Origin of the sequence: Streptomyces sp. NPDC088350, assembly GCF_044753545.1 — a bacterium.
GTDB lineage: Bacteria > Actinomycetota > Actinomycetes > Streptomycetales > Streptomycetaceae > Streptomyces.
Genome location: NZ_JBIVNL010000001.1, coordinates 449,888 through 475,941 on the forward strand (window position 1 = coordinate 449,888; position 26,054 = coordinate 475,941).

The following is a 26,054-nucleotide window of genomic DNA, read 5'->3' on the forward strand; positions in this document are numbered from 1 at the left end:
CGGAACATGTCCACGCGTGCGTGCCGCCGCCAATTCTGTTGCCCAGGACCTGGGGGACCAACCGACCGACAGACCGATTCGGCACCGGCTCGACTCGGTTTCGATTAAGGAGCGTTGAGCGTGGCGGCATTGGCACGGTGGTGCTATCGGCACCGGCTGGTGGTCCTGTTGCTGTGGGTGGGGGCACTGTTCGGTTTGGGCTTCTCGGCCTCCACGGCGGGCACGGACTACGCGAACGTGTTCTCCCTCCCGGACACGGACTCCAAGAGCGCGTACGACCTGATGCAGAAGGCGTTCCCGAACAGCTCGGGCGACACCGACACGGTGGTCTGGAAGGTCGACTCGGGCTCGGTGAAGGACCAGTCCGTACAGACCCGCATCCAGCCCGCTCTCGACAAGATCGGCGCCATGAAGGGCGTCGGCGGGGTCACCGGCCCCTACTCGGGCGCCCGGGGCGCGACCCAGATCAGCTCCGACGGGACGATCGCGTACGCGCAGATCACCTTCGCCGAGCAGGCCAACGCCGTCCCCAAGGACCTCGTCCAGAAGGTCGTCGACACCGCACAGGCCGCCAAGCGCGACGGCCTCCACGTCGAACTGGGCGGCCAGGCCGTCCAGCGGGTCGAGGAACCGCCGGGCGGCATAGCCGAGGGCGTCGGCATCCTCGCGGCGGCCGTCGTCCTGTTCCTGGCCTTCGGCTCGTTCTACGCGGCCCTGCTCCCGATCGGCATCGCGATCTTCGGCGTCGGCACGGGCCTGTTCTCCACCCAGCTGCTCAGCCACGCCACCGACATCCCCGACCTGGCGCCCCTGCTGGCCACCCTGATCGGCCTCGGCGTCGGCATCGACTACGCCCTGTTCATCGTCACCCGGCACCGGCGCGGCCTGCAACGCGGCCTCGATCCCGAGGAGTCGGCGGTCATCGCCCTCAACACCTCGGGCCGCGCGGTGCTGTTCGCGGGCGGCACGGTGTGCATCGCGCTCGCCGGCATGCTGGTGACGAACCTGCGCTTCCTGGACGGCGTGGTCGTCGGCACCTCGCTCACGGTCGTCCTGAGCGTCCTCGCGGCCACGACCCTGCTGCCCGCCCTGCTCGGCTTCCTGGGCCCGCGCGTCCTCAGCCGCAAGCAGCGCCGCAAGCTGGAGAACGGCCCCGAGCCGGAGCGCACCGACAACCTCGCGGTCCGCTGGTCGGCCGCCGTGCAGAAGCGTCCGCGCCGGATCGCCGCCTTCGCCCTCGTCGTCATGGCCGTCCTCGCCTTTCCCGTGCTGTCGCTGCGCCTCGGCGCCACCGACCAGGGCAACGACAACGCCTCGACGACCACCAGGAAGGCGTACGACCTCCTGGCCGACGGTTTCGGCCCCGGCTTCAACGGCCCTCTCCAGGTGGTCACTTCGAGCGGTGACACGACCACTCTCGTCAAGGACATCCAGGGGACGAAGGACGTGGCCCAGGTCGCCGCGCTGCCGCCCGCGGGCGGCGTGACGGTGATCCAGGTCGTCCCGAAGACCTCACCGCAGTCCGTGCAGACGGACGACCTGATCGACACCCTGCGGGACAAGGTGATCCCCGGGGCCGGCGCGACCGGACACGTCGGCGGGGTGACGGCGATCTCGAAGGACTTCGCGTCCGTCACCGGTGACCGCCTCCCGCTCTTCGTCGCGACGATCATCGGCCTGAGCTTCCTGCTCCTGCTGCTCGCGTTCCGTTCCCTGGTGGTGCCGTTGACGGCCGCCCTGATGAACCTCATCGCGGCGGCGGCCTCCTTCGGTGTCCTGGTGGCGATCTTCCAGTGGGGCTGGGGCCTGGACATGCTCGGCCTCGGCAAGGAGGGCCCGATCAACGCCTTCCTGCCGGTCATCATGCTGTCCCTGCTGTTCGGCCTCTCCATGGACTACCAGGTGTTCCTGGTCAGCCGGATGCACGAGGAGTGGGTCCACACCAAGGACAACGCCCGCGCGGTCCGCGTCGGCCTCGCGGAGACCAGCCGCGTCATCAACAGCGCGGCCCTGATCATGGTCTGCGTCTTCCTGGCCTTCGTCCTGAGCGGCAACTCCGGCGCGGCGACGGCGGGCGTCGGCCTGGCCGCCGCGGTGGCCCTCGACGCCTTCATCCTCCGTACGGCCCTGGTACCGGCCGCGATGCACCTCCTGGGCGACTCCAACTGGTGGCTGCCGGCCTGGCTCGACAAGAGCCTGCCGCACCTCGCCGTGGAACCCGCGGAGGAGCCCGCACCGGCCCCCGTGGAGGGCCCGGCCTCGGCCGTCCACGGCTTCGTCCGTACGACCGAGGGCGACCCGGTGGAGGGTGCGTCCGTCACGCTGCTGTCGAAGGGCGGACGCCAGCTGGACCGCGTCGAGTCCCTCGCGGACGGCTCGTACATCGTGTCGGTCCCGGCGCCGGGGACCTACCTCCTGGCGACGACGGCGACGTCGTACGGCTCGACCGCCCGGCACGTGGTCGTGACGGACGGTCCGCTGGTTCACGACGTGGAGCTCGCGGAGGGCGAGGTGGACGCCGTCAACTGACCGAAGAGCTCAGGGGCGTTCGTCGTCGGCGGACGCCCCACGCTTCTCCTTGCCCTCCGCCTTCTCCTTCTTCTTGGCCGGGTCGGGCAGCGCGTTGGTCATGCCGGGCAGGAAGTCCGTGAACAGTTCGTGCACCTCCAGGACGAGGGGCCGCAGCACCCGGAAGCGCGCGAGGGACACACCGCGCGCGGTGAGGCGGGCGCCGCGCTCGGCGAGCCGGTAACTGCGCTCGCGTCCCTCGGTCCGGTCGAACACCCAGTACAGGACGAGCCCCATCTGGGAGAGCCACATCAACTCGGGGAGCACGTCCCGCAGTTCGGGCGCCACCTTGGTCTTCGCCCCGAACAGCACCTCCTTGTGGACGCTGATGGCCTGCACGCGCGCGTGCTCGCTCTCCGGGGAGAACGGGCTGAGCGGGCTGTCCGGGTCGGCGGCGTTCTTGAAGAACTGCACCGCGAACTCGTGGTAGGGCGTCGCGATGTCCAGCCACACCCGCAGCACGCCCGCGAGCCGCGCCTCCAGATCGGTCTCCCGGTCCAGCACCTCGCGGACCGCGAGCCGGTGCTCCTCGGCGATACGGTCGTAGAAGCCCTGGATCAGGTGCTCCTTGCCGGCGAAGTAGTAGTACGCGTTGCCGACCGAGACGCCCGCCTCCTTGGCGATCGCCCGCATCGTCGTCTTGTCGTACCCGTGCTCCTGGAACAGCCGCATGGCCGTCTCCAGGATCAGCGCACGGGTCTGCTCGGACTTGCTGGGGGTGGCGCCGTCGTCGGGGCCGTCGTTGTTCGCGGGCACGGAACCAGAGCCTAACCACTGGCACAGGTGCCGCTGTCGCAGCCCGGCGCGGTGTAGGTCCACCCCTGGTGCGGGTCGTACGACCACCCGTCGCCCCGCCGATACACCCGCCCGCCCCACTGCCGGGCGTTCGACCGCCCGGCGCCCCACTGCGCCCCGCGCCACTTGGCGGCGGTGAGCGCGGCGCCCCTGGCGATCCTGGCCCCGGCCGGAGTGCTCAACCGGTGGGCCAGCGGCCGGTGTTCGCGCAGGGCCCACAGGGTGACGATCCAGGCGGCGGCGCCCTGGTAGACCTGCCCCGAGTCGCCGACGACGGTGATCTCGTCGAGGGTGGCGCGATGGTCGAGACCGGGGAAGCGCTGCCGCGCCTCTTCGGAGGACGCCGGTACCAGCTCCAGGGGCACCAACTGCGACTGCCGTACGAGCCAGTCACGCAGGAAGGCGCACAGGGCGCAGTCGGCGTCGTACAGGACGGTGAGCCGGCGGACCGGGACGGCCCGGTCCGCCGGGGCGGCTGCCACCGTGCTCACGCCCCGACCCAGTCCTGCGGCGCGACGGGCGGCACCTGCTCCCGCTCCATGACCCCCCGGCGCCGGATCTTGTTGAGCACGTACACGTTGCCCAGGTGCATGACTCCGAGCACCAGCAGCACCACACCCACCTTCGTGGACAGGGCCTCGAAGATCCCCCGGGTGTCGTCGATGGTGCCGTCCCCGCTGAGATAGAGCGCGACGAACCCGAGGTTGACGAGGTAGAAGCCGACCACCAGGAGGTGGTTCACGGCCTCGGCGAGCTTCTCGTTCCCTCGCAGCACATCCGCGAGGAAGATCCGCCCGTTGCGGCTGAGCGTCCGTGCCACCCAGATGGTGAGCCCGATGCTGACGATCAGATAGATGACGTAGGCGACGACCGTGCGGTCCATGCGCCTCCCCCTTCTTGAACGCGTTCAAAAACGCTGACAGGGGAAACTGTAGGGCTGTTTTTGAACGCGTTCAACTCACTCCTGCTGGGACCTGCGTCACACCCGCCGCGCCAGCTCCGGCCGCTTCGAGTAGTCCGTGAGCCCGATGACGTTGCCCCAGGGATCGGCGATCTCGACGGTCCACCCGGTCGCCACGGAGAAGGGCGGATCGAGCAGCGCGATACCGGCGGCGCCGAGACGCCGGGCGGCCTTCCGCGCGTCCGGCACCTCCAGCCACACGCGCGGCGAGGGCCAGGGCGGCGGCCGGTGCCCCAGCCCGTCTTCCTGCCGCAGCAGAACACCCGGCGTCTCGCCGCCGACCTTCAGGATCGCGATCCCGGCCTCGTCGAGCCGGAACCCGACGGTGAACCCGGCGCGCTCGTAGAAGGGGACGGCCTCGGCGAGGTCCCCGACGGGGAGGAGGAGGTTGTCGAAACCGAGCAGTTCGTACGACTCTTCGTCTGACATTCCGTCAGGTTAGGGTGATGATCGGCGCGGGCCCGGGATTGGCGAGGGTGCGGGATTGTCAGTGCCGCCTCGTACTGTCGGAGGCATGGGAATCGTGACGTTCGTCGACGGGACGATCAGGCGGAGCGCTACCAGGAGACGGTGGACGATCTGGATCCTATGATCCTCAGCCGGCTGTGGGAGGGCGCCTTCAGTACCCTTCAGGCTGATCGCGGGGAGGAGGGGCCGGTGGGCCGTTTGCGCACAGCCTTCGGGCTGCTGGTGGTGATCGTCGGCATGGTCTGGCTGGTGGGCGGAGTGCCGGCCGTCCGATCGGGCGGGCGATGGGCGTTGTCGGCGTTGCCGTACGTGCTGGCGGTGCTGGGACTGCTGCTCATACTCCGTGCTGCCGTGCCCAGAGGGCTCCTGGTGGGTCCCGTGGTCCTGGTCGCGGGCGGCGGCTTGTGGGCCGCGTACAACGCGGGCGTCTTCGAAGGGGAGACGGCCGACCGCATCTGGCCGTCCGCTGTGATCGCCCTGGGAGTGGCGTTGTCCCTGGGGGTACGGACGGATCCCGGGGGTCGTGACGCGGAGCAACCGCTGCGGCAGTACCGGAGCGTGTTGGTTCCCGTGGACCGACGCGTGGTCACGTCGTCCGTGCCGCTGCAGAACCTGACGGTGGGGTCGTACTTCGGGAACGCCGTCATAGACCTGTCCGGTGCGCGGTTCACAGAGGACTCCGCGCCCAACGACCGCCTGGGGGTCGTCTACGTCGACGTCACGGTGTTCTTCGGGCGGGTCGAAATCATCGTTGGGCCGAACTGCGCGGTGGTGAAGGGAAACGTGGAGAGCACACGTGCCGTGCGCTTCGCAGACCAGGTCGTCGTGTACGCCGACGTGGACGAGTACCTCCGGGTCGACAGCGGCGGCCCGCGCCGGACTCACCGGATGGTCCTGAACGTCCTAGGTCTCGGCGGGGCCGTTGCTGTTCGCTCGATGTAGGGCGTCATCACTCTCGGGCGGGTGTTCCAGCGGCCGGTCGTCCATCTCCTCGTCGAGCCGGGCCGTGTCCTGGGTGATGAAGTCCGAGATCTTCTTGTTCAGGACGGTCAACTGCTCGGCGGATCGGGGCAACTTGTAGTGGAATGCCTTGGCCAGGTCGAAACGGTGTACGTCGAAGACCGTGGCCAGGAGTGTGCCGTGGAAGTCGGCAGCCGCTGTCGCGCCCCGGTAGGCGAGGACGGTCAGGATCGCCGGAGCCAAGGGAAGCACCGACCAGACATCCCAGCGAAGCAGCAGGGGGAGCATCGCCAGAGTCGTGATCCCGAGGGACACGGCAAGCGATGCGGTGGCGGCGATGAGGCTGAGCTGCTGGGTGACGGCGCTCTCCAACCGCGGAGCGATGAAAGGGTAGATCCGCGGATAGACCACCATCATGTCGAGTCCGTAGCGGTCGCCCGAGAGCCGTTCAGCCCTCCGCAGCATGTTTCCCAGCGTTGTCGGCATGAGTTCTCCGTCAGGATCCCGTTCGTCCCCCGGTACCTCCGGACGCACTTCGGTGGGGTATACGGAACGGACGCGCTCCGCCTGCTCGGCGACTCGACGCCGGCGGGCCGCGCGGCGGTCCCGATCGACGAGTTCACTCAATGAAACCGACCCGGCGGGGGGCCGGTTGCCCGTCGGAAGGGACGCGGCCTGCCGTTCCGCCTGAGCTACCTCCTCGGAGTGCTGGATCACGATCTGAGCCCGGTCCCTGCGGCGCCGGTGACGCTCGACCGCTGCCCCACGCAGGGGCGCCAGTGGCGAGGGCCTCTCCCAGTAGCCCTCCAGCAACTGGACGACAGCGGCCTCGAAGGGGCGCAGAAGCACGCCGACCACGAAGGCGAAGAAGACGAAGAGGGCTACGGCCGAGACGTCTTGCCCACGTGGCGCTACGTCGGAGAAGTCCGGCTTCGCTCCGACGTCGTACAGCCCCGCACGGGCTACGGCGGTGATGACGGTCACCAGCAGAACGCCGGGCATGACGCTGGTCAGGCTGAAACGGGCGCCACCGATCGCCTTGCCGCCGGCATCGGCGAGTGCTCTGAGCATTCCTCAGCCTCCGGAGCGTTTTTCGGCGTAGAGCTTGAAGACATGGCCCGCAGTTCTCTGCCGGGGCGGAGGCGGGTCCGCGTCGCGTTCCGGAGGTTCCTCGCACCGTACGCACACCCAGATGTTGTCGTCCTGATCCGGGATGGGGAGGAAAGCCGATCCCACCTGCTCGTTGCAGAGCACGCGGTAGGTGCCGCAACACCGGATGCTGGTATCGCGATTCACGGAATGGAGACGACGGATCTTCGCGGAGCAGCCCGGCCGGGTGCAGACGTAGACGTACGTCTTCTGTGGACGTCTGGAGGACGTTTTACCGAAGGAACCGCGCGGCGGTGGCGAGGGCCGGCCCGGAAGCACCCACCCCAGGGCCAGCAAGCGCCACCCGAACCTCACTCCGCCGAACCGCAATCTCGCCATCCGTGCCCCCAATTCGGTGGATCGAGTATGCCGTCAACTCCCTTTCCCGCACAGCATGTTCACGGCGAGAGCCCGATACGGCGGCTGTGCGGGTGGGTCGGGGGGACGGGCGGCGGCGACGGTGTGGAGGGCTACCTCGCCGTGGTGGCGTCCGGCTCGGGTCTGAAGGCGGATATCAGTGCGGCGAGTTGGCAGGGGCTGGTGGTGAGGGTGGTTTGTGTCCGGTCGTCGGATTCGCGGAGGAGGATCGCTCCGGTGGGGGCGGTGGCGACGTACACGCAGGAGGAGGCTTCCTCGCTGTAGGTCGACTTCTGCCAGTTGAGTGGGGTCACGACTCGGCTCTCAGGTGTCTTGGGTGATGCGGTGGATGAGGTCACGGGATGCGGCGGGTTCCAGGGTGGCCTCCTCCATGCGGTCCAGGATCAGTCGGTACTTGGTCAACTGTGCGGCAGCGTCGATGAGTTCGCTGCCGTGCGCGGCGTCGAGCTGGGCCGTGTCGAGGGCGGGCACCGGCCCGTGGGCGTAGTCCAGGCCATGTCCGACCGTGGGGAACGCGGTGCCGTCGAAGGGAATCACCCGGACCGTGACGTGCGGCTGTTCGCTCGTCCTGCCGAGGTGCTCCAGCTGGGCGCGAGCCACCTCGCTGCCGCCGAACCTCATGCGGAGCGCGGCTTCGTGAATGATCGCCGTGTACTGCGGCGGCCGCTCCCGGTGAAGGATGGCCTGGCGCTTGATGCGATGCGAGATGCGGTACTCGATCTCGTGCGGGCGGAGCGCCGGGACCGCCTGGCGGAAGAGGGTCCGTGCGTGTTCCGGGGTCTGGAGCAGCCCGGGGATGTTGATGACCTGGGCCACGCGTAGCGCGACGGCGTGGTGCTCCATTTCCGCGACGTCCAGGAAGCGGGGCGGGAGTGTGTCCCGGTACTCCTCCCACCAGCCGCGCTCGCGGTGCGCCGTCATGTCCACGAGCGCGTCGACCAGGGCTTCGTCGGTGCAGTCGTAGTTCTGGGCGAGGGTACGGACGCGTTGTTCGCTGAGACCGAAGCGGCCCGTCTCGATGTTGCTGATCCGCGCCTGGTTGGCGCCGAGCATCTCGCCGGCCTCGCGAGCGGTGAGGCCCGCGTGCTCACGCAGTTTCCGCAGCTCGGCGCCCAGGCGGATCTGGCGTGCCGTGGGTGTCTGCCGTGGTGGCATGCTCTTCCGCTCCCTCGTCCTGTGGTCACCCACACGAGTGGACCGTCGGATGTATTCGCAGTTTCCGTAGAAACTATTCTACGTGGGCGTACGCCCTCCAACTGCCCCACGATCCCCGCGCCGCACGCATCGCCCGCGCCACCGTCCGTGCCGTACTCGTCAGCAACGCCTATCGCCACGCGGGCGCCGCCGCCACCCTCCGCCTGCGGTGCCTCGACTCCCGGCGCCTCCGTGTGAGCGTCTGGGACGCCAACCCGGACATCCCGCCGCCGTTCGACAAGCGGTCCGGTCCCCTTCGTCCGGTTCCGGTCGACGCCGATGGCGGGCGGGGGCTGTTCCTCGTCAGTCACTACGCCGTGGCGTGGGGCGGGTATCCGCTCGGGGACGATCTCTTCGGGATGGGCGGGAAGTCGCTGTGGTGCGAGTTGGCGGCGGCCTGAGCCTCAATCGCCCTTCGGCTGACCTGCCTTGAGGATCTCCGCGACGTCCAGGGTGACCTTGGCGCCGATGGACTTGGGTAGGGTGACCACTTCGCCGGGGGAGTGCGGGCGGTGGCTCTCGTAATCGTCCCCGGTGGGGTTGGTCAGGACGTGGAGGCGCTGATGCTTGCGGTCGATGATCACGTAAACCGGGATCTTGGCGGCGGCGTACGCCTTCACCTTGTCTCGCAGGTCCGTCCGATAGTTGCTGGAGGTGACCTCCAGGACCAGGCGGAAGCAGACAGGGTCGTAGCAGTTGTTCTCGACGTAGTGATCCCGGTAGTCGGCGTCGACCACCAAAAGGTCGGGGATCGCGTAGTCCTCGGTCCCGGTCGGTAGCCAGAGGCCGACGCCTTGGAGCACCTTCGATTCCGTCCCGTGGAGACCGGAAGCCATGAAGGGCAGCATGAGGTCGGTCAAGGCCTCGGCGTGCGGGCCGTCCGGTGGCGGGGACACGAGGATCTGGCCTCCGATGATCTCGACGCGGTAGCCCGGGAGGCGATCCATGATCCGGTTCGCCTCCGCGATCAACGGACGGTCCTCATGCGGCCGCTCAACCGCTGCTGCGGACATCAGGTGCCTCCTGTGGGCCGGTGTCGAGAGCATCATCGTAGGCCGGACAGCGCCGGTACGTCCTTGACGATCACGTTCACCCAAACGGGGTGCCGCACGCCAGAAGGCCCCGCTCCCAACCGGAAACGGGGCCCTCGCAGCCGTACAGAAAACAACCTCAGAAGCGGCGCGTGATCAGCGCCCGCTTGACTTCCTGGATCGCCTTCGTGACCTCGATGCCTCGCGGGCAGGCGTCCGTGCAGTTGAAGGTGGTGCGGCAACGCCACACGCCGTCGCGGTCGTTGAGGATCTCCAGGCGCTGTTCGCCCGCCTCGTCACGCGAGTCGAAGATGAAGCGGTGGGCGTTGACGATGGCGGCCGGGCCGAAGTACTGGCCGTCGTTCCAGAAGACCGGGCACGAGGACGTGCAGGCCGCGCAGAGGATGCACTTCGTGGTGTCGTCGAAGCGCTCGCGGTCCTCGGCCGACTGGAGGCGTTCCCGGGTCGGCTCGTTCGTGTCCTTCGTGATGAGGAAGGGCATGACGTCGCGGTACGCCTGGAAGAACGGGTCCATGTCGACGACCAGGTCCTTCAGGACCGTCAGACCCTTGATCGGCTCGACCGTGATCGGCTTCTCGGGGTTGAGGTCCTTGATCAGGGTCTTGCAGGCGAGACGGTTCTTGCCGTTGATCCGCATCGCGTCCGAGCCGCAGATGCCGTGCGCGCACGAGCGGCGGAAGGTCAGCGTGCCGTCGATGTCCCACTTGATCTTGTGGAGGCCGTCGAGGACGCGCTCCTTGGGGTCGATCTCCAGCTGGAAGTCCTCCCACGTCGCTTCCGCCGAGACCTCGGAGTTGAAGCGGCGGACGCGGAAGGTGACCGTGATGTACGGGGAGTCGGCGAAGCCGGGCTCGGGCTGGCCGGCCGCTTCCGCCTTGTCCAGAACAGGGGTAGCCATCAGTACTTACGCTCCATCGGCTGGTAGCGGGTCTGGACGACCGGCTTGTAGTCGAGACGGATGGACTCGGTGCCGTCGTCGCCGACCTCGCGGTACGCCATGGTGTGGCGCATGAAGTTGACGTCGTCGCGGTTCGGGTAGTCCTCGCGGTAGTGACCGCCGCGGGACTCCTTGCGGGCGAGCGCGGAGACCGCCATGACCTCGGCGAGGTCGAGCAGGTTGCCCAGCTCGATGGCCTCAAGGAGGTCCGTGTTGAAACGGCGGCCCTTGTCCTGGATCGAGACGTTCCGGTAGCGCTCGCGCAGCTCCGCGATCTTCTCGACCGCCGTCTTGATCGTCTGCTCGGTGCGGAACACCATGACGTTCGCGTCCATGGTCTCCTGAAGCTCGCGCCGGATGACCGCCACGCGCTCGGTGCCCGTGGAGTCGCGCAGGTGCTCGACCTGGTCGATGACCTGCTGCGCCGGGTTCTCCGGCAGCTCGACGTACGACGCCTTCTGGCTGTACTCCGCCGCCGCGATGCCCGCCCGGCGCCCGAACACGTTGATGTCCAGGAGCGAGTTGGTGCCGAGGCGGTTGGCGCCGTGGACCGACACGCACGCGACCTCGCCGGCCGCGTACAGGCCCGGGACCACCGTGGTGTTGTCCGTGAGGACCTCACCCTCGACGTTCGTCGGGATGCCGCCCATGGCGTAGTGCGCGGTGGGCTGGATCGGGATCGGGTCCGTGTACGGCTCGATACCGAGGTACGTGCGCGCGAACTCCGTGATGTCGGGCAGCTTGGCGTCCAGCTGCTCCGGCGGGAGGTGGGTGAGGTCCAGGTACACGTGGTCGCCCTCGGGACCGCAGCCGCGGCCCTCCCGGATCTCCGTGTAGATCGAGCGGGAGACGACGTCCCGGCTCGCCAGGTCCTTCATCACCGGCGCGTACTTCTCCATGAAGCGCTCGCCGTCCTTGTTGCGCAGGATGCCGCCCTCACCGCGGGCGCCCTCCGTCAGCAGGATGCCCATGCGCCAGATGCCGGTCGGGTGGAACTGGAAGAACTCCATGTCCTCCAGCGGCAGACCCCGGCGGTACACGGCGGCCTGGCCGTCGCCCGTCAGCGTGTGCGCGTTCGACGTCACCTTGAAGAACTTGCCGCAGCCGCCGGACGCGTAGATCACGGCCTTCGCCTGGAAGACGTGGATCTCGCCGGTCGCCAGCTCGTACGCGACCACACCCGCCGACGTCTTGACGCCGTCGACCTCGGTGATCAGCTGGTCGAGGACGTAGAACTCGTTGAAGAACTCCACGCCCTCCTTCACGCAGTTCTGGTACAGCGTCTGGAGGATCATGTGGCCGGTGCGGTCGGCCGCGTAGCAGGACCGGCGGACGGGCGCTTCACCGTGATTGCGGGAGTGGCCGCCAAAACGCCGCTGGTCGATCGTGCCGTCCGGCGTGCGGTTGAACGGCAGGCCCATCTTCTCCAGGTCGAGGACCGAGTCGATGGCCTCCTTCGCCAGGATCTCGGCGGCGTCCTGGTCGACCAGGTAGTCGCCGCCCTTGATCGTGTCGAAGGTGTGCCACTCCCAGTTGTCCTCCTCCACGTTGGCGAGCGCGGCGGCCATACCGCCCTGCGCGGCGCCCGTGTGGGAGCGGGTGGGGTAGAGCTTCGTCAGGACCGCGGTGCGGCTGCGCTTCGTCGACTCGATCGCGGCGCGCATACCGGCGCCGCCGGCGCCGACGATGACGGTGTCGTATTTGTGGATCTTCATCAGAATTCCTCAGTCCCTCAGCCCGGTGGCCTAGCGGATGTTCGGGTCGAAGGTGAAGATCACCAGCGTGCCCAGCAGGATGGTGAACACCGTGGCGGTGTAGAGCAGGCCCTTGAGCCACAGCCGGGTGTTCGCGCGCTCCGCGTAGTCGTTGATGACCGTGCGCAGGCCGTTGGCGCCGTGCAGCATCGCCAGCCAGAGCATCAGCAGGTCCCAGACCTGCCAGAACGGCGAGGCCCAGCGGCCGGCCACGAAGGCGAAGCCGATCTTGGAGACGCCGCCGTCGAGGACGAGCTGGATCAGCAGGTGGCCGAGGACCAGGACGACCAGCACGACGCCGGACAGGCGCATGAAGAGCCAGCCGTACATCTCGAAATTGCCCCGGGTCGACTTCGGGGTCTTCTTGGTGCGCTTGCGGGGGGCCTCGATGAGGGGCGCGGGGTTGTCCACGGTGTAGACGGACGCGCTCTCCACGGGGCCGATGCCCGACGCTGCGGTTTCAGTCGTAGACATCTGTGTCAGCTCCCGAAGAGAACACGAGCGGCGTGGCCGAGCACGGGGTAGATCGCCCCGAGCATGAGCACGACCCACAGGCCGACGACGGACCAGAGCATCTGCTTCTGGTAGCGCGGGCCCTTCGACCAGAAGTCGACGGCGATGACGCGCAGGCCGTTGAGGGCGTGGAAGAGGATCGCGGCGACGAGGCCGTACTCCAGCAGTGCGACGATCGGCGTCTTGTAGGTGGCTACGACCTTGTCGTAGTCCTCGGGGGAGACACGCACAAGAGCGGTGTCCAGCACGTGTACGAACAGGAAGAAGAAGATGAGGACGCCGGTGACTCGATGAGCCACCCAGGACCACATTCCTTCCCGGCCGCGGTACAGCGTTCCAGCCGGCACGGAAGAACCCTCCGGGAGCGGGGATTTAGGGCCGCGCCGGCTTCTCTGTCGGTCGGGCCCGGCCGGGTACGGTCCTCCGGCCCTCAGCATCGTAGCGAGGCGCTGACGTGAGCCTTACGGCGGGCCTGTCTGTGTGATCAAACTGGCACGCAAAGGGGCACGTACGGGCTAGCGGTGGGTGGGTTTGTGTGGATTGCCGGGTGCGGCGCCGTCGTGGCTGGTCGCGCAGTTCCCCGCGCCCCTAAAAGCAAAAGACCCCGGCGAGCCGTCCTCTTGCCAGGCGCCGCAACTCTTCCGCAACCACAACCCGTTCCTCCTCCGGATCGTTCGTCAAACGTGATCGGATGCCTGCCAATACGTGGTCCAGGACCTCGTTCTGGGGGAGGCCGTCCACGCAGATGACGAACACGTGGCCGAAGCGGGCCTCGTAGGCGGCGTGTGCCGCGTCCAACGCCATGTGGGCCGCCTCGTACGTGTCGTCCGGCAGGACCGGGAGGGACTCGCCCGCCAAGGCCTCCGCCAGGTCTCCCGCCGTGAGGTCGTACGCCGCCTCGTCGGACGCGGCGAGCAGGGCGTCCAGGTCGGGGTAGGGGCGGTGGTCGGTGAGGCGGCGGGACCAGCGGAGGCTGTGGAGGCAGGTGAGGAGGGTGTGCCGGGCCTCGTCGGTGGGCGCGGTGTTGAACGCGTCCAGTGTTTTCGGGGACGGTGAGGTGCGGGACTGCTCGGGCAGCGCCGGTATGGCCACTCGGCCGGGGAGGTGGGGAAGGCGGTGCGCAGGCAGTGTGGATCCTCGCGTCACGGACGGTGCGGCAGGGGATGCGGTGAGAGGTGCGTCACCACGTTATCGGGAGTGGTCAGGACCTGTCCGAGGGATGCCCGAATTTCACCCGGACGGGAGAGTTTCGGAACGCGTGGTGGACACCTGCGGTCCGCCGGGGGCCGTAGGTTGGCGCCGTGAGCCAGCACAGGCGCCGCTCGTCGGCGAAGCAGGTGAAGCAGCGCAGGCAGCGGTGGGGGCTGATCGCCGTCGCCGCGGCCACCGCCGTGGTCGGGGCCGGCGTGGGCCTCGGACTGTGGGCGGGGTCCGGGGACGACGGGAGTCCCGTGGGCGCGGCGCTGAGCCCCGCCGACGGCACCTCCTCGTCCTCCCGGGCCGCCGCCGCACGGACCCCCACCCCCACACCGAGTCCGACCCGCGTCTATCCGCTGTCGCGGACACCCCGCACCATTCCCGCCGTCCGCGCGCACACCCCCGCGCGCGGCCCCGGCTGGCGGCCCGCCAAGGGGTACCGGGTCGTCGTCGACGACGCCGACCTCGTCGACGAAGGGCGGCTGATCGCCGGGGAGTTGGGGCTGACGTACGCCGGCGAGGCGAGTGACGTGCGCGCCGGGGACGTACGGCTGGCGCTGAACGACGACGAGGGCGCGAACCCGGAGTCGTACGCGATGACCGTGCGCGGCGGGCGGGTCAGCATCAGCGGGCCCTCGGACTCCGGTGTGTTCTACGGCACCCGCACGCTCAAGCAGGAAGTGCACGGCGGCGGTACGGCGCCGGAGGGCGTCGTGCACGACCAACCGGCCAAGCCGCGGCGCGGGTTCATGCTGGACATCGCGCGCAAGCCGTTCACCGCGTCCTGGATCGAGGACCGGGTACGGGAGTTGGGCGACCTCAAGTTCAACGAACTCGGGCTGCACTTCTCGGACGACCAGGGGTTCCGGATCGAGTCCACCAGCCATCCCGAGGTCGTCTCCGCAAACCATCTGACCAAGGCCCAGGTGAAGGCGATCGTCGATCTCGCCGCCAGTCGCCACATCACCGTCGTGCCCGAGATCGACTCGCCGGGGCATCTGGGCGCGGTGCTCGCGGCCCATCCGGATCTGCAGCTGCGGAATGCGGCGGGTGTCGCCAGGCGCGGTGCGATCGACATCTCCAAGGACGCGTCCGCCGCGATCGTCGACGAACTCCTCGACGAGTACGCCGGGTTGTTCACCGGCGACCAGTGGCACCTCGGCGGCGACGAGTACCAGGCGCTGACCGTCGCCAACCCCCAGGCGTCCTTCCCGCAGTTGGCCGCCGCCGCGACGAAGGCCTACGGCTCCGGCGGCACCGTCGCCGACCTCACCACCGGCTGGCTCAACGACCGCGCGGACACGGTCCGCAACCACGAGCGGACGATGCGGGTGTGGAACGACGGCTTCTTCGCGGGGACGTCCGTGCAGGCCGCCAAGGACCTCCAAGTGGCGTACTGGACGGGCAAGGAGATCGGCGCCCGGCAGCCCGTCGCCTATCTGAGCGCGGGGCGCAAGGTCCTCAACTACAACGACGAGTACCTGTATTACGTCCTCGGCGAGCCGCAGACCTTCGTCTATCCGACGGGACGGCGGATCTACGAGCAGTGGAACCCGCGCGTGCTGCGCGGCACGCAGGCCGTCCCGGCGAAGTACGACGGCCAGATCCTCGGCGGCTCCTTCGCGGTCTGGTGCGACCTGGCCAACTCGCAGACGCAGGCGCAGGTCGCGGCCGGCATCCGGATGCCGCTGCGGGCCACCGTCCAGAAGCTGTGGGACCCGGGGACACCGGCGCTGACCTGGACGCAGTTCAAGTCCCTTGCGGACAAGGTGGGTTGAGGTGGAGGCCGACATGTCCGCATCCATAGCGACGTCATGGGCGGCGCGGGCGGCGAGGCGGTGGTCCGGCGGGTGTACGCGGCGCATTCGCTCTACTCGGTGTCCGGTGGTCTCCGGACGGGCTCGCTGGTCGTGTGTGTGATCGGATACCTGTGCTGGTTTGTGCGGGTGCGGGCCAATGCCGGGGGTTCGATCCGGGCGAGCAGAGCATGCAGGCATGGTGGGCGGTCGTCGGCTGGCTCGGAGACCTGCGCTACGAGAGCGACGTCACGCCCGCCGACAACGGCGCCGTCCTCCTGCTGTCGCTGCTCGCCGACACCGTCGAGATCGTGGCGGCTGTTCTTGCGATCCTCGTCGTGCTGCGACTGACCCGCATGCAGCACGCGAAGGTCCTGGCGGGGCCGGGCATGCCGCTCGCGGTCTGACCACTGATTGGCCGGAAATCTCTTCTTCCGCTTTCTCGACCTGATCGGGGCCGTCCCGTGTGACACTCCCGGGGTGTAGCACGCCGTCAGGGGAAACGCGGGCTCCGTAGGGGAGGGGTCCCGCCGAGGGAGGTTCGGATGAGTCTGGTGGAACTGATCGCGCAGGCCGACGAACGCGCACTGGCCGTCAGTGCGCTGGCTTGTTTGGATCGGTGCGTGCCGTTGCTCGGCGGCGACGACGAGGTGCTGCGGCCCCTGTGGGCCGGCCTGGCGGACGGGGCCGACGGGGAGACGTGGGGCGAGTGTCTGGAGCAGGCGCGGGCCAAGCTGCCCGCCCTCTTCGACGAACCCGGCGAGGACCGGGCCGTACGGCTGGCCCGCACGATGCTCGCGACCGCGCCGGCCGTTCCCGTCGGCACTGCGGTACGGGAGTGGGCCGATACCTGCTCGCTCGCCTCGCTGCGGATCCACCGGCTCCTGGAGGTCGTGGCCCCCGCCGACGACGCGGACACGGACGCGGACACGGACGCGGTCGACTCGCGCCGTGCAGGTCGTACGGACGGCATGTCGCCCCTCGTCGCCGCCGAACTGCGGCGCCAGATCACCGTCCTCGAACTCCTCGCCGGAACCGGCCCGGGCGGACTGCGCCGGGTGCTGGCGGTGTCGACGGAGGGGCGCCGGGTACTGCGCGCGGTGGTGTCGCGCCGGGCGCGCGGGCGGGTCTGAGAGCGGGGTCTGTGACCCGCCTGCGGGGGAGGTGGGGCGGAGGCGGGTCGGTCCCGCGCCGGTCGGGGGAAATGCCCGGATCGGGGTGCACCGGGACGCGGCGAACGGCAAAATCGCCGTAATAAGAGACGGTGGCGTTCCCAAGAGGTGAGGGCGGGAGGACGATGAGAGCGACCGCCGGACCCGGGGAGGATCCATGGCCGACAACCGTCGTTGGTGGGCGCTCGTCGTCATCGCGCTCGCGCAGTTGATGGTCGTTCTCGACATGACCATCGTCAACATCGCCCTGCCGTCCGCCCAGACCGACCTCGGTATGTCGGACGGGAACCGGCAGTGGGTCATCACCGCCTACACGCTCGCCTTCGGCGGACTGCTGCTGCTCGGTGGCCGGATCGCCGACCTCGCCGGGCGCAAGAACACGTTCATGATCGGGCTGATCGGCTTCGCCGCCGCGTCCGCGCTCGGCGGCGCCGCCGCCAACCAGGGGATGCTGTTCGGCGCCCGCGCCCTCCAGGGCGTCTTCGCCGCGCTGCTCGCCCCCTCCGCGCTGTCGCTGCTCACGACGACGTTCACCGACCCCAAGGACCGCAGCAAGGCCTTCGGCGTGTTCGGCGCGATCGTCGGCGCGGGCGCGGCGGTCGGCCTGCTCGCGGGCGGCTTCCTCACCGAGTACCTGAACTGGCGCTGGTGCCTCTACGTCAACGTGCCCATCGCGCTGGTCGCGTTCGCCGGCGCCTGGATCCTGCTCAGCGACAGCTCCCGGCACCCGGACGCCCATCTCGACATCCCCGGCGCACTCCTCGGCTCCCTCGGCATGCTCACCCTGGTGTACGGCTTCTCCGAGGCGGAGTCCCGGAGTTGGGGCGACGGCCTGGTGCTGACCCTGCTCGCCGCCGGGGTCGCCCTGCTGGCCGCCTTCGGGTTCTGGCAGACCCGGGCGCGCGTCCCGCTGCTGCCGATGACCGTGGTGAAGGACCGTCAGCGGGTCGGGGCGTTCCTGACCATCCTGTTCGTCACCATCGGCATGTTCGGTGTGTTCCTCTTCCTCACCTACTACATGCAGCGCGTCCTCGGATACTCGCCGGTCAAGACGGGCGTCGCCTATCTCCCCATCACCGTCGGCATGATCACCGGCTCCACGCAGATCGCGGCCCGGTTCCTCAACCGGGTTCCGCCACGCGCCCTGATGGTCCCGGGCCTGCTGGTCGCGGCGGGCGCGCTCGCGCTGATCGCCCAGGTCGGCGTGGAGCCCGCGTACGCCACGTACATCCTGCCCGGCATGCTGATGCTCGGCCTCGGCATGGGTACGGCGATGATGACCTCGGTGTCCCTGGCCACCGGAGGCGTCGCCCCGCGCGACTCCGGCGCGGCCTCCGCCACCTTCAACACGGCCCAGCAGGTGGGCGGTTCGATCGGTACGGCCCTGCTGAACACGATCGCCGCCACGGTCACCGCGCGCTACGCCACCGCCCACGCCGGCCCCGGCGCGAACAAGCAACTCCTTGCGGCCAAGGCCGCGGTGCACGGCTTCAACGTCGCCACCTGGTGGGCGATGGGCTCGATCCTGCTCGCCGCGCTCATCGCCGGCGTCCTGGTGAACACGGACCGGGTGCCCACACCGGCCGCCGCCCCGACGGAGACTCCCCAACAGCCGGTGGACACCACCATTTAGGGTCTACGGCTACGGCCATTTACGGGCTGTGGATGGATGGCTACGGCGTCTGGCCGCGATGGCTACGGTGTCTGGCCGCGCTCGAAATAGGCGACCAACTCCGGGTCCAGGGGCGGCACCTCGCGCGGGGTGCCGCCGTCCCGCAGCGACTCCGTCGCCCCCGCCCCGGCGGCCACCGCCATCCGCGCGGCGACCGGCGAGGTGTCGGTGCGCCCGCCGTGCCGTGCGAACCGCAGGAACTCGTCGATCAACAGCGGGTCGGCGCCGCCGTGTTCGCCGTCCCGCTCGGCGGCGATGTCCGGCACCGCGTACTCGGCGTCGGGCCGCTCCCGGTACCCCGAACGCCGGCTGTTCCAGACCCGCACCACCGCGCCCGGCCCGTCGCCGAAGTTCTCCAGCCGGCCCGCGTCGCCGACGACGGTGTAGTTGCGCCAGTAGTCGGGGGTGAAGTGGCACTGCTGGTAGGCGGCCAACACCCCGTTGTCCAGGCGCATGTTGACCAACGACACGTCCTCGACGTCGATGACCGGGTTGAGCGCCCGCTGGGTGTGCGGCGGCCAGTGTCCGTCCTCGGTGTACCAGTCGGCGGTCTTCGGCTCGCCCGGCGCCCGCCGGTGCGGACTGCCGCCGTAGACCATGAGGTCGCCGAACGCCTGCACGCGCCGCGTGTATCCGCCGGCCAGCCAGTGCACCACGTCCAGGTCGTGGGCGGCCTTCTGCAGCAACAGGCCTGTGCTGTAACGGCGTTCGGCGTGCCAGTCCTTGAAGTACCAGTCACCGCCGAACCCGACGAAGTGCCGTACCCACACCGTCTTCACCGTGCCGACCGCACCGCCCTCGACGAGGTCCCGCATCAGGCGGATCACCGGCATGTGGCGCATGTTGTGGCCGACGTACAGCCGGGTGCCGGTCTCGTGGGCGGTGCGCAGGACACGGTCGCAGCGCTCCACGGTGATGTCGAGCGGCTTCTCGACGAGGACCGGCTTGCCCGCGCGCAGCGCCTCGCAGGCGAGGTCGGCATGGGTGTGGTCGGGGGTGAGGACGAGGACCGCGTCGATGTCCGGATCGTCAATGACGGTACGGTGCACGGCAGTTGCCGCCACACCCGGGAAGTCCCCGGCCGCCGCCGCACGGGCCGCCGGGTCGGGGTCCGCGAGCGCGGCGACCCGGGAACCCGCGCCGGGACGATGGGCGACCCGGGCGAGGCTGCCGCGCAGGCCGTAACCGAGGACACCGATACGGAGGTCGGACATGGGTCTCCTTCAATCACGGTGATTTCACGGCGAGTTGAAGGAGCGTGCCCCCGGGGACACGCTGTGACACTTCTGTGGGGCCCGGCGCTGATGGCCATGGGGGGTGCGGGGGACCGCCGCGCCCGGTACGGATTCTTCGCGAACTCGGTACGGACGAGGACAGTCCTTGGGCCAGACAGGCGAGCCCCGCCGCGGGCACGCGCACGACGGGGAACTCGGCGCGGCCGTCACGCGGGCCCAGGAGGGCGACGACAGCGCTTTCGCGGTCGCGTACCGGATCGTGCAGCCAGGGCTGCTCGGATACCTGCGCGGCCTCGTCGGCGACGAGGCCGAGGACGTGGCGTCCGACGCCTGGCTGGAGATCGCCCGCGACCTCGGCCGGTTCCGCGGCGACGGGGCGGGCTTCCGCGGCTGGACGGCGACCATCGCCCGGCACCGGGCACTCGACCACCTGCGCAGACAGCGGGTGCGTCCCCGGTCGGCGACGCTCGAACAGGACGTACTCGAACTCCCCGCCCCGCACAACACCCACGACCAGGCCCTGGAGTCCCTCTCCACCGAGTACGCCCTCGACCTGGTCCGCGGCCTCCCCCGCGAACAGGCAGAAGCCGTACTGCTCCGCGTGGTCGTAGGCCTCGACGGCCCCGCCGCGGCCCGCGTCCTCGGCAAACGCCCCGGCGCGGTACGCACGGCCGCCTACCGGGGGCTGAAGCGGCTCGCGCGTGAACTGGGCGGCGGCGAGGGTGTGACGGATACCGGGCCCGGGACGCTGGGGGAGTCGGACGACGGTTCGCACACGGATGGACACGGGCATGGCTGAGCGGCAGAACGGCGGCGAGTTTCCTGCCCTGCTCGGCGCGGCCTTGCGCGGAGTCGTCGTAGACGACGAGGCGGAGCGAAAGGCGGTGGCCGCGTTCAGACTGGCCAGAGATTCCGGCACTCACGCGACAAGGCCCCGGCGCGAAGACGACTGGCGCCCCGGGGCAGCGCCCCCGTAAGGGGCGCGGGGCAGTGTCCATATGCGGCTCCGCCGCGTGGGCGCGACAACCCCCCACCGGGCCCGCACCAAAAATCCGCCCAACCAGCGGAGCGTCGTGGTGCCCCGGCAACGACCGGAGCCGCCACCCCCCACAGGAGAGGCCCCGGCCGTCGCGCGGCACGGGCCGCGCGGCGGCCCGTACTTTTTACAGCGCCATGAGTGCGTTTTCTGTCACACCGCACCCCCGAACCAAGTAGTTGAGCCTTGTACGGACATGGACGAGGAACAGTTTCAGGTCGTAACGTGCTTTTCGCGCCGGAGTGAGGCCGCGACCATCAAATTCGAGGGACCACGTGCTGGGGGACGACGCGGAGCTGACCGCCGCGGTGCTTGCGGCACAGGACGGGGACGAGACCGCGTTCCGGACTGTGTACCGCACGGTGCACCCACGGTTGCTCGGATACGTACGGACGCTGGTCGGCGATCCGGACGCCGAGGACGTCACGTCCGAGGCCTGGCTGCAGATCGCCCGTGACCTGGACCGGTTCAGCGGGGACGCGGACCGGTTCCGCGGCTGGGCGGCCAGGATCGCCCGCAACCGCGCCCTGGACCACATACGGATGCGCGGACGCCGCCCCGCGATAGGCGGCGACGAGACCGAACTGACCGGCCGTGCCGCCGAGTCCGACACGGCCGGCGAGGCCATCGAGGCGCTGGCCACCGACAACACCCTCTCCCTCATCGCGCAGCTGCCGCAGGACCAGGCCGAGGCCGTCGTCCTGCGGGTCGTCATGGGCCTCGACGCCAAGACCGCCGCGGAGACCCTCGGCAAGCGGCCCGGCGCCGTCCGTACGGCCGCGCACCGCGGGCTGAAACGGCTCGCGGAGCTGCTCGGCGGGGACCCGGAATCGGCGGCGGCGCTCGGCGCCCTGCCGCCCCAGCGAGAGCCGCGCGACCGCGCGGTGACGTCCGCCACTGTGACGGATACGCGCACGCGGACGCAGAAGGACATGTGATGGCCGACGAGCGCTGTGCTTTTCCGGGGGACACCGAATCCGCCGGCGGCTCCGCCGCGGGCCGCTCCCCCGGCCGATGGCTGGACCGCGAGACCGCCGAGCTTCTACTGCGCGGCGAGTCCCTCGAAGCCGTCGACCCGGCCGTCCGCGACCAGGCCGAGCGGCTCGCCAAGACCCTCGGCGCGCTGTCCGTGGAACACCCGCTGGGCACCGCCGAACTCCCGGGCGAGGAAGCCGCGTTGGCCGCTTTCCGGGCCGCGCGGGCCGACGCCGGGGCCGCGCGGGCCGCCCCCGGCGGGCGCGGCCGGGCGCAGTCCTCCGACGCCGGTCTCGTCCGTATCGGACGGCCCGGCCCGAGCGCCGAGGGTTCCCGCTGGGGCAGACCCGTACGGCTCGGGCTGACCGCCGCGCTCGCCGCCGGCATGCTCGGCGGGGTCGCGGTCGCGGCCGGTACCGGCGTGCTGCCGACGCCGTTCCACGACGACCCGGCGCCCGCCGCCTCGATCTCCGCCGCCGCGACGCCCGACCGCCCCCTGATCTCGCCCCCGCCGAGCGGCACCGACGGCTCGGGTACGCCCTCAGCGGGCGGCGGTTCCGACGACTCCTCCGGCGAGGCCGCCGGGAGCGGCACCGGTCCCACGTCCTCCGCCGGCGCCGGTGACGACAAGACCGTCGGCTCCCGCGGCTGGTGGAGCGGTGTCACCTCGTCCTGCCGCGCCGTGCGCGACGGCAAGCCCCTGGACTCCGGCCGCGAGCGCACCCTGGAGGGCGCGGCGGGCGGTACGTCCTACGTGTGGACGTACTGCAAGGGCCTCCTCCAGCGCGGCGGCGCCGGCACGGACGGCAAGGGCGACACGGGCACCGGTACGGGTACCGGCACCGGCAAGAGCGGTGGCGGTCAGGGCGGCGACCAGAAGGGCGGCCAGGGCGGCAGCACGGGCGCCGCCGACGACGGCCACATAAGCCCGATCGCCCCGGGCGGCGGCAGCGGTGGCAGCGGCAACAGTGGTGGCAGCGGTGGTGGCGGTGGCGGCGGGCACAAGGACAACGGTGCCGCCGCCAGTCCAGCCCCCTCCGTCTTCGCCCCGATCGCCCAGCGCGGGTCGTCGTCGACCCCGTCCCCGGCGCCCACCGAGACCCTCCGGACACCGGACCCGAGTCCGACGTACACCGCGCTCTGAACTCGCCGCACCCCGCTGACCTGCGCTTCCACAACTCGTGGAACTTTTTTCGCGCGGGGTGTGACGTTTCCGGCCGCCGTGGCGCAGTACTGAGTGAGCCGACTGGTCATCGGCCATCGCACAGAGCCGGGGGTTCCCCCCGTACCTACGGCTCGTGCACATGGCGCGGGCGGGACACGTTCCCCCGGTCCCGCCCGCGCCTCGCACATCACCCCTCGCGTGTCACTCCTCACTCCTCGCACCTCACCAGTGGACGACGACCTTGTCGCCGGTCCGCACCTGCGCGAAGAGGCTCGCGATCGCCGCCTCGTCCCGTACGTTGACGCAGCCGTGCGAGCCGCCCGCGTACCCCCGGGCCGAGAAGTCGTACGAGAAGTGCACCGCCTGGCCGCCGCTGAAGAACATCGCGTACGGCATGGGGGAGTGGTAGAGCGTGGACACCCACTTCCGCGACTTCCAGTAGACGTGGAACACACCGTCGCGGGTCGGGGTGTACTGCGCGCCGAACCGTACCGACATCGTCGACACCGTCCGCCCGTCGATCATCCAGCGCAGGGTGCGGGTCGTCTTGTCGATGCACAGCACCCGGCCGGTCAGACAGCGAGGGTCGGGCGCGCCGGCCGGCTGGCCGCCCATCAGATACAGGTCCCACTTGCCCGGCGCGTGCGTCATCCTCAGCAGCCGCCGCCAGGTGACGGTGTCGGTCTCGCCGGTCTTCGGCAGCCCGCGCTTGCCCTGGAAGCCGGCGACGGCCTGCTCGGTGAGATCGTCGTAGGTCCCGGTCGGCCCGTCGAACAACCAGTCGACCTGCCGCAGCCGCGCCTGCAACTCCCGCACGTCCGTACCGCTGTCACCGCGCGACCAGAGGACGCCGGCGCCGGAGGCGGTGCTCGGAACGGCGGAAGCCTTGCTGTCACCGCTACTGCCACTGCCACTGCCACTGGTACCGCTACCGCTGCTGTCGCTGCCGGGAAGCTTGATGTGCACGGGCAGATGGTGTTTGCCGTCCGAGTCCGCGCTCTGCACAGTGCAGCCGGACACCGCCACCAGAGCCGACAGGGCCGCCGCGGCGGCGATCGCTCTCCCCATGCCCGTACTACGCATCGCGGACCCCCGTCGTCTCACCAACGTCACCGGCCTCGTACCCCGGAGACGTACCCCCGGATGACGGGCCGCGAACGGCGCGGCATGGTGGTGACCGGAGGTGCACACCATGGTGCGCGAGTCGAGCAGTGTTCGATCCACCGAGAGTGGTACACCGATCGAACCCGTCTACGGTCCAGAGGCCCTCGCCGGCTGGGACCCGGCCGAGCGGCTGGGCGAGCCGGGGACGTACCCCTTCACGCGGGGCGTGTATCCGTCGATGTACACGGGTCGGCCGTGGACGATGCGCCAGTACGCCGGTTTCGGCACGGCGAGCGAGTCCAACGCCCGCTACCGGCAGCTGATCGCCCACGGCACCACAGGCCTGTCCGTCGCCTTCGACCTGCCCACCCAGATGGGCCACGACTCCGACGCGGTCGTCGCGCACGGCGAGGTCGGCAAGGTCGGGGTCGCGATCGACTCGGTGGACGACATGCGGGTGCTGTTCGACGGCATCCCGCTCGACCAGGTCTCCACCTCGATGACGATCAACGCCCCCGCCGCCCTCCTCCTGCTGATGTACCAGCTCGTCGGCGAGGAACAGGGCGTACCGGCAGGGCAGTTGACGGGCACGGTCCAGAACGACGTACTGAAGGAGTACATCGCGCGCGGGACGTACATCTTCCCGCCGAAGCCCTCCCTGCGGCTGACCGCCGACATCTTCAAGTACTGCGGGGCCGAGATCCCGAAGTGGAACACCATCTCGATCTCCGGCTACCACATGGCCGAGGCCGGCGCCTCGCCCGCGCAGGAGATCGCCTTCACACTCGCCGACGGCATCGCGTACGTCCGTACGGCGGTCGCGGCCGGCATGGACGTCGACGACTTCGCGCCCCGGCTGTCGTTCTTCTTCGTGGCGCGCACGACGATCCTCGAAGAGGTCGCCAAGTTCCGTGCGGCGCGCAGGATGTGGGCGCGGGTGATGCGGGACGAGTTCGGCGCGAAGAACCCCAAGTCGCTCATGCTGCGCTTCCACACCCAGACCGCCGGCGTCCAACTCACCGCCCAGCAGCCGGAGGTGAACCTCGTCCGGGTCGCCGTCCAGGGACTGGCCGCGGTGCTCGGCGGCACCCAGTCCCTGCACACCAACTCCTTCGACGAGGCGATCGCGCTGCCGACGGACAAGAGCGCGCGCCTCGCGCTGCGCACGCAGCAGGTGTTGGCGTACGAGACGGACGTGACCGCGACCGTCGATCCCTTCGCGGGTTCGTACGTCGTCGAGTCGATGACGGACGACGTGGAAGGGGCCGCCGTCGAACTGATGCGGCGGGTCGAGGAGTTGGGCGGCGCGGTCGGCGCCATCGAACACGGCTTCCAGAAGGGCGAGATCGAGCGCAGCGCCTACCGCGTCGCCCAGGAGACCGACTCCGGCGAGCGGGTCGTCGTCGGCGTCAACCGGTTCCGCCTCGACACGGAGGAACCGTACGAGCCCCTCCGCGTCGACCCGACCATCGAGGCCCAGCAGGCGCAGCGCCTCGCGAGACTCCGCGCCGAACGGGACCAGAAGGCGGTGGACTCGGCACTGGGCGCGCTGCGGGAGGCGGCGGAGGGTACGGCCAACGTGCTGTATCCGATGAAGGAGGCGCTGCGGGCGCGGGCGACGGTGGGGGAGGTGTGCGGGGCACTTCGGGAGGTGTGGGGGACGTATGTGCCGGTGGACGTGTTCTGAGCTACGCCGTCGTCCAGAAGGACTGCTACGCCCCGAACGTCTTCCGTCTGGTCGTCGAAGTGACCTCGTCGAACTGGGCCGACGACCTCCACGTCAAGGTCGAGTGCTACGCCCAGGCAGGCATCCCCGCGTACCTCGTCGCCGACCGCAAACACGGCGAGGTGCTTCTCTGCACCGACCCGGTCGACGGCAGGTATCCCGACCCGCAGGTCTACAAGCGGGGCCAGGGCGTCCCGGTCCCGGAGTCCGTCGGTGTCTCCCTCGACGGCGAGGACTGGCTGTCGTA

General features: G+C 69.9%; 26 protein-coding genes and 1 pseudogene. 12 read left to right on the top strand and 15 right to left on the bottom strand.

Translation table 11 applies throughout. From position 1 onward, the window contains the following. Positions 1 to 129 precede the first annotated feature (129 nt). On the top strand, positions 130 to 2,529 hold the full coding sequence (locus ACIQBL_RS02065) for an MMPL family transporter (RefSeq protein ID WP_401936991.1): 2,400 nt from the start codon (positions 130 to 132) through the stop codon (positions 2,527 to 2,529). A 9-nt stretch (positions 2,530 to 2,538) separates the two neighbouring features. Here the strand turns inward: ACIQBL_RS02065 and ACIQBL_RS02070 are convergent, their stop codons facing one another. The 4 genes from ACIQBL_RS02070 to ACIQBL_RS02085 all read right to left on the bottom strand — a co-directional run bounded on the left by ACIQBL_RS02070 (position 2,539) and on the right by ACIQBL_RS02085 (position 4,753). Continuing rightward, positions 2,539 to 3,324: a TetR family transcriptional regulator gene (locus ACIQBL_RS02070; RefSeq protein ID WP_401935742.1), complete on the bottom strand. Its 786-nt coding sequence runs from the start codon at positions 3,322 to 3,324 to the stop codon at positions 2,539 to 2,541. 11 nt (positions 3,325 to 3,335) lie between these two features. Continuing rightward, positions 3,336 to 3,854 (bottom strand): thiol-disulfide oxidoreductase DCC family protein, encoded by a 519-nt coding sequence (locus ACIQBL_RS02075; protein ID WP_401935743.1) that lies wholly within the window; start codon positions 3,852 to 3,854, stop codon positions 3,336 to 3,338. Then, positions 3,851 to 4,246 (bottom strand): hypothetical protein, encoded by a 396-nt coding sequence (locus ACIQBL_RS02080; RefSeq protein ID WP_401935745.1) that lies wholly within the window; start codon positions 4,244 to 4,246, stop codon positions 3,851 to 3,853. The genes ACIQBL_RS02075 and ACIQBL_RS02080 overlap by 4 nt, the downstream gene beginning before the upstream one ends. A 96-nt stretch (positions 4,247 to 4,342) precedes the next feature. Continuing rightward, positions 4,343 to 4,753, bottom strand: a complete 411-nt coding sequence (locus ACIQBL_RS02085; RefSeq protein ID WP_401935747.1) for a VOC family protein — start codon at positions 4,751 to 4,753, stop codon at positions 4,343 to 4,345. A gap of 228 nt (positions 4,754 to 4,981) precedes the next feature. Between ACIQBL_RS02085 and ACIQBL_RS02090 the strand changes: the two genes are divergently transcribed. Continuing rightward, on the top strand, positions 4,982 to 5,734 hold the full coding sequence (locus tag ACIQBL_RS02090) for a hypothetical protein (protein WP_401935748.1): 753 nt from the start codon (positions 4,982 to 4,984) through the stop codon (positions 5,732 to 5,734). Here the strand turns inward: ACIQBL_RS02090 and ACIQBL_RS02095 are convergent. The 3 genes from ACIQBL_RS02095 to ACIQBL_RS02105 form a co-directional block, all read right to left on the bottom strand. Further along, positions 5,696 to 6,823, bottom strand: a complete 1,128-nt coding sequence (locus ACIQBL_RS02095) for a hypothetical protein (protein ID WP_401935749.1) — start codon at positions 6,821 to 6,823, stop codon at positions 5,696 to 5,698. The two genes, ACIQBL_RS02090 and ACIQBL_RS02095, sit on opposite strands and share 39 nt — an antisense overlap. 548 nt (positions 6,824 to 7,371) lie before the next feature. Continuing rightward, the gene (locus ACIQBL_RS02100) at positions 7,372 to 7,572 is read right to left on the bottom strand and encodes a DUF397 domain-containing protein (RefSeq protein WP_401935751.1); all 201 of its coding nucleotides are present in this window, start codon (positions 7,570 to 7,572) and stop codon (positions 7,372 to 7,374) included. A gap of 10 nt (positions 7,573 to 7,582) precedes the next feature. Beyond that, entirely contained in the window at positions 7,583 to 8,434 is an 852-nt protein-coding gene (locus ACIQBL_RS02105) for a helix-turn-helix domain-containing protein (RefSeq protein WP_401935753.1), read from the bottom strand. A 233-nt stretch (positions 8,435 to 8,667) separates the two neighbouring features. Here ACIQBL_RS02105 and ACIQBL_RS02110 point away from each other — a divergent pair, with 233 nt between their 5' ends. Continuing rightward, the gene (locus ACIQBL_RS02110) at positions 8,668 to 8,874 is read left to right on the top strand and encodes a hypothetical protein (protein WP_401935755.1); all 207 of its coding nucleotides are present in this window, start codon (positions 8,668 to 8,670) and stop codon (positions 8,872 to 8,874) included. Between the two features lie 3 nt (positions 8,875 to 8,877). On the opposite strand, the gene ACIQBL_RS02115 is transcribed toward ACIQBL_RS02110, so the two are convergent. From ACIQBL_RS02115 to ACIQBL_RS02140, 6 genes are all read right to left on the bottom strand, one after another. Beyond that, positions 8,878 to 9,486, bottom strand: coding sequence for a Uma2 family endonuclease (locus ACIQBL_RS02115; protein WP_401935757.1), 609 nt, complete (start codon positions 9,484 to 9,486; stop codon positions 8,878 to 8,880). 157 nt (positions 9,487 to 9,643) lie between these two features. Continuing rightward, entirely contained in the window at positions 9,644 to 10,423 is a 780-nt protein-coding gene (locus ACIQBL_RS02120) for a succinate dehydrogenase iron-sulfur subunit (RefSeq protein WP_401935759.1), read from the bottom strand. Next, positions 10,423 to 12,177, bottom strand: a complete 1,755-nt coding sequence (gene sdhA / locus ACIQBL_RS02125) for a succinate dehydrogenase flavoprotein subunit (RefSeq protein WP_401935761.1) — start codon at positions 12,175 to 12,177, stop codon at positions 10,423 to 10,425. Before sdhA ends, ACIQBL_RS02120 begins: the two co-directional genes overlap by 1 nt. Before the next feature lie 30 nt (positions 12,178 to 12,207). After that, positions 12,208 to 12,690: a succinate dehydrogenase hydrophobic membrane anchor subunit gene (locus tag ACIQBL_RS02130; protein WP_026150201.1), complete on the bottom strand. Its 483-nt coding sequence runs from the start codon at positions 12,688 to 12,690 to the stop codon at positions 12,208 to 12,210. A 5-nt stretch (positions 12,691 to 12,695) separates the two neighbouring features. Continuing rightward, complete coding sequence (sdhC, locus tag ACIQBL_RS02135; RefSeq protein WP_037750247.1) at positions 12,696 to 13,076, bottom strand: succinate dehydrogenase, cytochrome b556 subunit; 381 nt, start codon at positions 13,074 to 13,076, stop codon at positions 12,696 to 12,698. 241 nt (positions 13,077 to 13,317) lie between these two features. Beyond that, on the bottom strand, positions 13,318 to 13,875 hold the full coding sequence (locus ACIQBL_RS02140; protein WP_401935763.1) for a 2-oxo-4-hydroxy-4-carboxy-5-ureidoimidazoline decarboxylase: 558 nt from the start codon (positions 13,873 to 13,875) through the stop codon (positions 13,318 to 13,320). 191 nt (positions 13,876 to 14,066) lie between these two features. Here ACIQBL_RS02140 and ACIQBL_RS02145 point away from each other — a divergent pair, with 191 nt between their 5' ends. The 4 genes from ACIQBL_RS02145 (at position 14,067) to ACIQBL_RS02160 (ending at position 18,527) form a co-directional block, all read left to right on the top strand. Beyond that, positions 14,067 to 15,704 carry a glycoside hydrolase family 20 protein gene (locus tag ACIQBL_RS02145; protein ID WP_401936993.1) on the top strand — a complete coding sequence of 546 codons (1,638 nt, stop codon included), beginning with the start codon at positions 14,067 to 14,069 and terminating at the stop codon, positions 15,702 to 15,704. A gap of 209 nt (positions 15,705 to 15,913) precedes the next feature. Continuing rightward, the gene (locus ACIQBL_RS02150; RefSeq protein ID WP_401935765.1) at positions 15,914 to 16,129 is read left to right on the top strand and encodes a hypothetical protein; all 216 of its coding nucleotides are present in this window, start codon (positions 15,914 to 15,916) and stop codon (positions 16,127 to 16,129) included. 138 nt (positions 16,130 to 16,267) lie between these two features. After that, complete coding sequence (locus ACIQBL_RS02155) at positions 16,268 to 16,855, top strand: hypothetical protein (protein WP_401935767.1); 588 nt, start codon at positions 16,268 to 16,270, stop codon at positions 16,853 to 16,855. 196 nt (positions 16,856 to 17,051) lie between these two features. Next, positions 17,052 to 18,527: an MFS transporter gene (locus tag ACIQBL_RS02160; protein WP_401935769.1), complete on the top strand. Its 1,476-nt coding sequence runs from the start codon at positions 17,052 to 17,054 to the stop codon at positions 18,525 to 18,527. 62 nt (positions 18,528 to 18,589) lie between these two features. Here ACIQBL_RS02160 and ACIQBL_RS02165 read toward each other — a convergent pair whose 3' ends face one another. Then, a complete protein-coding gene (locus tag ACIQBL_RS02165; protein ID WP_401935770.1) occupies positions 18,590 to 19,780 on the bottom strand; it encodes a Gfo/Idh/MocA family protein in 1,191 nt (396 codons plus the stop codon). 166 nt (positions 19,781 to 19,946) lie between these two features. On the opposite strand from ACIQBL_RS02165, the gene ACIQBL_RS02170 reads away from it, so the two are divergent. From ACIQBL_RS02170 to ACIQBL_RS02180, 3 genes are all read left to right on the top strand, one after another. Then, on the top strand, positions 19,947 to 20,600 hold the full coding sequence (locus tag ACIQBL_RS02170; protein WP_401935772.1) for an RNA polymerase sigma factor: 654 nt from the start codon (positions 19,947 to 19,949) through the stop codon (positions 20,598 to 20,600). A 512-nt stretch (positions 20,601 to 21,112) separates the two neighbouring features. Next, positions 21,113 to 21,775 (top strand): RNA polymerase sigma factor, encoded by a 663-nt coding sequence (locus ACIQBL_RS02175; RefSeq protein WP_401935774.1) that lies wholly within the window; start codon positions 21,113 to 21,115, stop codon positions 21,773 to 21,775. Further along, positions 21,775 to 22,956, top strand: a complete 1,182-nt coding sequence (locus ACIQBL_RS02180) for a hypothetical protein (protein WP_401935775.1) — start codon at positions 21,775 to 21,777, stop codon at positions 22,954 to 22,956. The genes ACIQBL_RS02175 and ACIQBL_RS02180 overlap by 1 nt, the downstream gene beginning before the upstream one ends. Positions 22,957 to 23,199: 243 nt before the next feature. On the opposite strand, the gene ACIQBL_RS02185 is transcribed toward ACIQBL_RS02180, so the two are convergent. Then, a complete protein-coding gene (locus ACIQBL_RS02185) occupies positions 23,200 to 24,045 on the bottom strand; it encodes a L,D-transpeptidase family protein (protein WP_401935777.1) in 846 nt (281 codons plus the stop codon). A gap of 124 nt (positions 24,046 to 24,169) precedes the next feature. Between ACIQBL_RS02185 and ACIQBL_RS02190 the strand changes: the two genes are divergently transcribed. Beyond that, positions 24,170 to 25,768 carry a methylmalonyl-CoA mutase gene (locus ACIQBL_RS02190; RefSeq protein ID WP_401935779.1) on the top strand — a complete coding sequence of 533 codons (1,599 nt, stop codon included), beginning with the start codon at positions 24,170 to 24,172 and terminating at the stop codon, positions 25,766 to 25,768. Continuing rightward, a pseudogene (locus tag ACIQBL_RS02195) lies at positions 25,735 to 26,019 on the top strand (Uma2 family endonuclease); the annotation flags it as partial. The gene ACIQBL_RS02190 and the pseudogene ACIQBL_RS02195, both read left to right, overlap by 34 nt. Positions 26,020 to 26,054 lie beyond the last annotated feature (35 nt).